The organism is Collinsella aerofaciens (assembly GCF_040915545.1).
GTDB classification, from domain to species: domain Bacteria; phylum Actinomycetota; class Coriobacteriia; order Coriobacteriales; family Coriobacteriaceae; genus Collinsella; species Collinsella aerofaciens_BE.
Map to the genome: position 1 here is coordinate 1 of NZ_JBCPDH010000049.1, position 8,637 is coordinate 8,637.

At 61.7% G+C, this 8,637-nt stretch carries 3 protein-coding genes; 2 read left to right on the top strand and 1 reads right to left on the bottom strand.

Annotation, left to right across the window (positions count from 1 at the left end):
- Positions 1-369 precede the first annotated feature (369 nt).
- Together AB5202_RS09645 and AB5202_RS09650 are read left to right on the top strand one after the other, a co-directional pair.
- Entirely contained in the window at positions 370-1,080 is a 711-nt protein-coding gene (locus tag AB5202_RS09645; RefSeq protein WP_346972416.1) for a TetR/AcrR family transcriptional regulator, read from the top strand.
- 11 nt (positions 1,081-1,091) lie between these two features.
- Positions 1,092-5,873, top strand: a complete 4,782-nt coding sequence (locus AB5202_RS09650; protein ID WP_368144595.1) for an acyl-CoA dehydratase activase-related protein — start codon at positions 1,092-1,094, stop codon at positions 5,871-5,873.
- Between the two features lie 1,070 nt (positions 5,874-6,943).
- On the opposite strand, the gene AB5202_RS09655 is transcribed toward AB5202_RS09650, so the two are convergent.
- Entirely contained in the window at positions 6,944-8,083 is a 1,140-nt protein-coding gene (locus tag AB5202_RS09655; protein WP_368144593.1) for a DUF389 domain-containing protein, read from the bottom strand.
- Positions 8,084-8,637 lie beyond the last annotated feature (554 nt).

Sequence of the window (8,637 nt, forward strand, 5' to 3'; positions counted from 1 at the left end):
GACGGGAAACGAAAAAGCCCGGTTTAAAACCGGGCTCGAACAAACACGCCTATTGACAATGGCTTTCTCATATTAAAGGGGTCGCCGCCGCTAAGGCGTTGACCCCTTAATCCAAGCAACGGCGCTGCCCAGCTTAGCAGAACTTGGGCTGCCGTTGACACTATTCTACCCATGAATGCCATTTTGGACAAACGGTAATGCCGCTCCAAAAGCCAGGTACAACCGGCACAACCTAGGCGGTCGCTCGATGTGACAAAGGGACCGCCCTTTTGTCACATCCCAAATATTGCCTTTACGTGTTGATGCACACGGTGTGCAATAATACTCGCACTGTGCAATAGCGCACAGGCTGAGTAACAAGGAGGACGCTTGTCCCAGCTCGAGAAATGCGATCGCCGGTCCCTTCGCTCGCAGCGTGCCCTTCGCCAGGCACTTGCCAGCGAGCTTGCCGAAAGCGGCGACCTTTCGCGCATTAATGTCGCGTCGCTCACCGAGCGCGCCGGCCTTACGCGCCGCACGTTCTATTCGCACTACCGCGATATCCCTGACTTTATCAATCAAATCGAGGACGGCTTGCTGGCCGAGATCCGTGAGCGCATTGAGCTCATCACCGCAGCTCAGCTGCCCGATCTCTATCACAACATCGATGAGCTCGAGCCGGCGCCCGGTTCGGTTGAGCTGCTGCGCTATCTTGCAGCTAATCGCGACCTTATCGGGGCCCTGCTGGGCCCGGGCGGCGACCAGGCCTTCATTAAAAGGATCATCGACACCGCTCGTGAGGCTGTGGTGCCGCGTGCGCAGACGGGCATTTTGGGCCTGGCGCTGGGCACGTTCTTTGACTACTACGTCACCTACGTCGTGAGTGCTGAGGTCGGCATGATTCAGCGCTGGTTTGAGCGTGACCTTTCCGAATCGCCTGAGGCCATGGCGCGCATTATGACGGTGCTCGCTTTTGTGCGCCCTGGTGACCTGTATGGCCAACCCATCGATATCAACGTGCCGGAATACGGCATGAAGCTATTGAACTTGCAGCTCGAGGATGCGGCCGACACCGCCGCAACCGTCGAGTCCAACAACTAAGAGGAGAGACAATGAGCAAACTCGTCGAGGGCATCAAGGACCGTGTGGTCGCTGCCGCACGCGAGGCCGCGCCCGCCGTGGTGGACGCCGCGCAGAAGGCCGCGACCGCGGCTGCCGAGAAAGTTGCCGAGGCAGTTGCCGATGCCAAGAACGCAGCAGGGGAGACGTCCGTCGCTAGCGAGCCAGCCACCGCCGCTGAGCCCGTAGCCGCCGTCCACGCCCCCGAAGGCGCGATCTTCAACCCCGACAACGCCCACGGCAGCCTGCACCTGGGCATCGACGTGGGCTCCACCACCGTTAAGCTTGCCGTGCTCAACGACGACAACCAGATCGTCTACGCCAAGTACCAGCGCCATCACACCGACGTCCGTGCCTGCGCCCGCGACCTGTTCGAGGGCGCTGCGACCGTGCTGCCGACGGCCCAGATGACCTGCGCCATTACCGGCTCGGGCGGCCTGCTGCTGTCCCAGTGGCTTGACTTGGAGTTTGTCCAGGAAGTCATCGCCAGCAAGCGCGCCGTCGAGACCCTTATCCCGGCCACCGATGTCGCCATCGAGCTGGGCGGCGAAGACGCCAAGATCATCTACTTCGACAACGGCATCGAGCAGCGCATGAACGGCACCTGCGCTGGCGGCACGGGCGCGTTCATCGACCAGATGGCCACTCTGCTGCACACCGACGCGAGCGGCCTCAACGAGCTCGCGGCCAACGCCACCACCATCTATCCCATCGCCAGCCGCTGCGGCGTCTTTGCCAAGACCGACGTGCAGCCGCTGCTCAACGAGGGCGCCCGCCCCGAGGACGTGGCCGCCTCCATCTTCCAGGCCGTCGTGACCCAGACCATCTCGGGCTTGGCATGCGGTCGCCCCATCCGCGGTAACGTCGCCTTCTTAGGCGGCCCGCTGCAGTATCTCTCCGAGCTGCGCCACCGCTTCTACCTCACGCTCAACCTGGACGAGGAGCACCGCATTGTGCCCCAAAACGCCCACCTGTTTGTGGCGAGCGGCGCCGCCATGGCGCACGAGTCCAACAAGCTCAGCACGTTCCCGCAGCTCATCGATGCTATCGATGCTCTGGGTGACACGCAGGGTGCCGAGGTCGAGCGCCTGGATCCGCTCTTTGCCACCGACGAGGACTTCGCCGATTTCAAAACCCGCCACGACCAGGAAGTCGTCCCCAAGGGCAAGCTCGACGGCTACGCCGGTCGCGTGTTCATCGGCATCGACGCCGGCTCCACCACCATGAAAGCCGCGCTCGTGGGCGAGGACGGCCAGCTGCTGCATACCTGGTACGGCAACAACAACGGTGACATCCTAGGCACGGCCAAGGTCATCATGGCCGATTTCTACAACCACATCCCCGCCGGCTGCACCATCGGCCACGTGACCACCACGGGCTACGGCGAGGCGCTGCTCATCGAGGCCCTCAAGGCCGACTCCGGCGAGATCGAGACCGTCGCGCACCTGCGCGGCGCCAAGGCGTTCCTGCCGGGTGTCGAGTTCATCCTCGACATCGGCGGCCAGGACATGAAGTGCCTGCGCGTCAAGGACGGCGTGATCGAGCACATCATGCTCAACGAGGCCTGCTCGTCGGGTTGCGGTAGCTTTATCGAGAGCTTCGCCGTGTCTATGAACATGGACGTGCGCGCGTTCGCCAACGCTGCGATCCATGCCAAGGCCCCGGTCGACCTGGGCAGCCGCTGCACGGTCTTTATGAACTCGCGCGTCAAGCAGGCGCAAAAGGAAGGCGCCACGGTGGGCGACATTGCGGCCGGCCTGTCCTATTCCGTCATCAAGAACGCCCTGTTCAAGGTCATTAAGCTGCGCGACCCCAAGGAGATTGGCAGCCAAGTGATCGTCCAGGGCGGCACCTTTATGTCCGACGCCACGCTGCGTGCGTTTGAGCAGCTCACCGGCGTTCATGCCGTGCGTCCCGACATCGCCGGCTGCATGGGCGCCTATGGTGCGGCCCTGCTCGCCCGCGATCGCGCCGGCGCCGATGGCACCTCGACCATCCTTTCGGCCGAGGACATCGCGCACCTTACCGTGACGCAAAAGCATGTCCGCTGCGGTCGCTGCTCCAACAACTGCCAGCTCACCGTCAACGACTTTGGCGGCGGCAGGCGCTTCATTACCGGCAACCGCTGCGAGAAGGGCGCCGGCCACAAAAAGCAGAAGACCGAGGCCCCCAACCTCTTCAAAAAGAAAAACGAGCTGCTCTTTAACCGCGAGGTCCTGAGTCCCGACGAGGCCCCGCGCGGCACCGTCGGCATTCCGCGCGCACTCAACATGTACGAGAACTACCCCTTCTGGCACGCGTTCTTTACGCGCCTGGGTTTTAGCGTGCAGCTGTCCGACCAGTCGAGCAAGAAGACCTACCAGGCGGGCATCGAGTCCATGCCGTCCGAAAGCGTGTGCTATCCGGCAAAGATGAGCCACGGCCACGTGATGAACCTCATCGACCGCGATGTCGACTTCATTTGGATGCCGTGCGTGCGCTGGGAGCGCAAGGAGGATCCGACCGCCGGCAACTGTTACAACTGCCCCATCGTCATGAGCTACCCCACGGCGCTGGCGCTCAACATCGACGAGATCCGCGAGCAGAATATCGAGTTCCTGTACCCGTTTGTGCCCTATCACGACAAGACCGAGCTCAAGCGCCGTCTGTACCAGGTGCTCGCCGTCGACCGCGTGGCCGATGCACAAGCCGGTCGCGGTCGCGTGCGTGGACCCAAGATCACGCGCTCCGAGGTCGATGCCGCCGTCAACGCTGCCTTTGAGGCCGATGCGCGCTTCCACGAGGACATCCAGACCATGGGCGAGGAGGCTCTTAAGTGGGTCGAGGACCATGGCGGTCACGGCATCGTGCTCGCCGGCCGTCCCTACCACAACGACCCCGAGATCAACCATGCCCTGCCCGAGCTTATCTCGAGCTTTGGCTTTGCAGTCTTTACCGAGGATTCGCTCGCGCATCTGGTAAAGCCCGAGCGTCCGATTCGCGTTGTTGACCAGTGGATGTACCACAGCCGCCTGTACGCCGTCGCCCGTTTTGTGACGATGCGCAACGACCTGGACCTGATCCAGCTCAACTCTTTCGGCTGCGGCTTGGACGCCCTGACCACCGATCAGGTGCAGGAGATTCTGGAAGCCAGCGGCAAGATCTACACCGTGCTCAAGATTGACGAGGTGTCCAACCTGGGCGCCGCGCGTATCCGTATCCGCTCGCTCATGGCAGCGCTCAAGGACCAGGAGGCCGAGCGCTTGGCCGAGGCCACGGCCGCGGGCGAGGCCTACGAGCAGGGCGATGCCGCGCCGGTGGCGCCCTCCACGGACGCCCCCGCGTTCGCGAGCCGCAAGTACACGTTTGAGGCTCAGCGTGAGAGCGCATCGACCGCGTGGCCCAAGGTGCCCTTTACCGAGCAGATGCGCGAGGAGGGCTACACCATCCTGTGCCCGCAGATGGCGCCGATCCACTTTGACCTGGTCAAAGAGGTGTTCCGTGGTGCTGGCTACAACTTGGAGCTGCTGCCCTCGACCGATCACGACGCCGTCGAGGCCGGTCTGCGCTATGTGAACAATGACATTTGCTACCCGTCGATCCTGGTGACGGGCCAGATTATGGAGGCCATCGAGAGCGGTCGGTACGACCTGTCCAAGACCGCTGTGGTTATCAGCCAGACCGGCGGCGGCTGCCGTGCCACCAACTACATCGCACTCATCCGCAAGGCCCTGCGCGAGAGCGGTCACCCCGAGATCCCGGTGATCTCGCTTTCGGCCGTGGCGCTCGGCGAGGACAACCCTGGCTTTAAGATTACGCCGGCGCTGCTCAAGCAGGCGGTCTACGCGGTGCTCTTTGGCGACGTGATGATGCAGATGCTCTACCGCTGCCGTCCGTACGAGGCCACGCCCGGTGCCGCCAACGCGCTCTACGAGGAGTACATGGCGCGTGCCCGCAAGCTGGCGCCTAAGTTCAACCGCCACAACTACACCAAGCTGTGCCGCGAGGCCATCCGCGCGTTCGACACCATGCCGCTCGTGGGCGAGGGCACCAAGCCGCGCGTGGGCGTGGTTGGCGAGATCCTGGTCAAGTTCCATCCCACGGCCAACAACCACGTGGTCGATGTCATTGAGCGCGAGGGCTGCGAGGCTGTGGTGCCGGGCCTGCTCGACTTCTTCCTGTACTCCATGAGTAACGCCGAGCTACAGAAGGACGAGCTGGGAAGCTCTGCTACCACGCGCGCTGGTATGCAGGCGCTCATTAAGCTCGTGGACTGGATGCGCACACCGGTGGAGGAGATGCTCGAAAAGTCCCGCCGCTTCGAGGCACCCGAGCGCATCGGCACCATGGCCGACAAGGCCCGCACGGTGCTTTCGGTGTGCAACAACATGGGCGAGGGCTGGCTGCTCACGGCCGAGATGCTCGACCTGATCGATCACGGTGCGCCCAACATCATCTGCACGCAGCCTTTCGCGTGCCTGCCCAACCACGTGGTGGGCAAGGCCGTGATTAAGGAGCTGCGCCGCCAGCACCCCGAGAGCAACATCGTCGCGGTGGACTACGACCCCGGCGCGTCCGAGGTCAACCAGCTCAACCGTATTAAGCTCATGATTAGCGTGGCCAAGGAGAACATGCGCGCCGGCAAGGGCTTTAAGCTCGAGAAGGTGGCGCCGCTCACGATGGACGAGGTCACCGGCCAGATGCGTGCCCATGATGGCTGCGTGAGCTGCGGCTCGGTCGATGAGAGTGCTGTGGCGTCGGTCGCTGAGCGCCTGGGACGCGGCATTAAGAAGTAGCTTGCCTGCTATGGGCTAGATATGAGACAAACGGGTGGTGGCCGTACCGGCTACCACCCGTTTTTGCTGGACATATGTTGCGCAAATGACCTTGCTACAGCCTTCCGTGGGCTTGCCCGATTTCTGGGCCGGTTCGGGCTTTGAGGACAAGTTACTGCAGGCCCAAGGCGATTTTTCGCTCAACGCAGGCCAGCACAGTGTGACCTATCTGCCAAACGACGAGACGACCGCTACGGTCTACCCATCGCCACTTACGAGATGGAAGCCGAAAAGTACATCTACCGCGTGTACAAGTACGAGCTGTAGGGCCGCGCTTAGGTTTGACCAATGGAGTATGAAAACACGCCGTTCGCCGATGCCCCCTCCGCGAGTGGCAGCCATATGGTTTGATGTCAGAAACATATAGTTGTCGCCAGCCTGCTGGCGACGTTCCCCCTGATATCGGAGGTTCCAGGTATGTTTCACGCTCCGTTAAACAACTATCGGTTGGGCTAACATGGGTCGCCGTGCTATTTCGATAACCCTTGCAGTGGTCTGCCTGGCTGTGCTCCTGGGCGCTACAGGGCTGTTTGCTATAAGCCGAGAAACGTCCTATATGCAGGAGTGCGCTTCCGAAGGGTTTGCCATTGACGGTTACTATCGGGATGACAAGACGAGTCGGGAAACCCTGGCCTTTCTTGAAGAGGATAACCATCGGTGGCAACTGGTCGACAAAGACGGCAGCTGCGTTGACGGGCAGTTTAAGCGTACGGATGACCCCAACATCCTGATATTAAAAGGAAAACGGCGAAGAATTCGGTACGGTCCACGTGGCGTATATGTCACGCCGACGCGAGCAGGGCCAGCTCTATCTATTTAGAGATAGCAAAGTGACCCGATTTTATCTTGTGAGCACCGATCCGGCGTTTACGGTGGAGTCTGGCGAGGTCGATTCGGACAGTTGATTCACGGCAATAAAAAAGCGAGCGGGGCGCGGGTGTGAACTGCACCCCGCTATTTGCTCGTGTCCGTATCGCGTCTGCGCCTCGTCGTAACTTGCGTCCGTGCGAGCATTCATCCCGCGCTCTGCATCACTTCACATCGAACTCCACGCGATCGAGTTCGGGCACATTGAGGTCGATGAGCTTGCGGGCGACGTGGCGGTCGTGCGCCCCGAGCGCCTCGTTTGTCGTCACATGGGCGACAATCTCGCGCTCGACGATGCCCTCCTCGTCGCCTTCGGTGGTCGAGGTTTCGACGGCGACGGTGTAATCCTTAAAGCCCGGCAGCACCGCGGCGAGCTCGCGCGTGGTTTCGGTCACGCCGTAGCCGTCCTGCACTCCGGCCTGCGCCGAGCCAACGGACCCCGCGGTCATAACGATGCAGGGGATGGCAAAGATTACCGTACCCACGATGATGCGCCGGCGCACCTTGTGTGACAGCTCATCGACCTCGGCATTTTCCTCGGCGGTCACAATGCCGTCGCCGTTGAGGTCACGCTTGAGCGGCACACGCAAAAGAAGCAATACGGCTTCGGCCGCCAACGCGATAAAGACGACGTTGATGCCAAACTCGTAGAGGGCCGAGAGGAATAGCGACCCGCTCGCGATGGCGATGCCGTAGCCCGCCGCGCACAGGGGCGGCATGAGCGCGGTCGCCACCGCCACGCCGGCGATGAGCGTCGAGGGCTCCTGGTCGCGCGAGTTGCCCAGGCCGCCCGCAAAGCCGCCCGCGAGCGCGACGGCAAGGTCCCACACGGTGGGCGTCGAGTTGTCGACGATGGCGGCCGTGGCGGTGCCAAGGGGCGAGAGCTTAAAATACAGCGTGGACGTGACCAGGCAAAAGGCCATTTGTAGAGCCAAGCCCGCGACGGCTTCGACGGTAATCTCGCGGTCGAGCGTGGCAATGCCGTATGCCATGGCAAGGACCGAGCCCATGAGCGGGCAGATGAGCATGGCGCCCACGATGGCGATGTCCGAATCGATATCGAGGCCGATGCTCGCGATCAACATGGCGATGATGAGGATGCATAGGTGGGAGCCAGTCAGACGCGCCCCGTTTACAAAACGCTTGCGGATCACGTGATAGGGCGCGCGACCCTCGCGAATGTTGAATGCGCGCTTGAGGAAACGGGTGACGTTTTCCATGGCTTCGCTATGAGCAGGGCGGATGCCGTGGCGCCGGTGATGGCGTTCGCGTAGTCGCTTGATCTGTTGTTTGTCGAGTTCCATGTCCACCTCGTTCCAGCGCGGTCCGCGCAACGCGCCCGTTGTCTTAACTCTACACCGTGGCGGGCGGGGTGTCTGTTGGATACGGAATCCGATAGGGCGGATGACGCGGGAGCAAATGCAAATCACAGGCTCAATTCGATCCCGCAAGAATATGATGCACCAGCTCCTACATATGTGACGAAATTGTGAAGCACGAGAGCGCGAATTTCAAAAATCCGCCGGTGACCAATGTTGCGCAACAGAATTCAAAAATCAGCTCCTACATTTTGATGCGTATGGACACATCCGTGTCAAAGGGAGAAAGCCATGGCAAACTACAGTCCACAACACTTTGAGCCTCGGGCCAAGGCCGTCAACGTCAAGGGCGTTGCCAACCGCGCCGTCGCAACCGTTTTGACGGCGGGCCTCATCGCTCAGCCGCTCATGTCGCCGCTGGCGGCAATCGCCGCACCGTCAACCGATAACGGCGATTCTGTTCAGGGGGGTGTTCCTATAGTTTTGTCAACTGGGAAATGCTCTCCGTGCGACCGAATCGCGGCATGCTGACGCCAAGC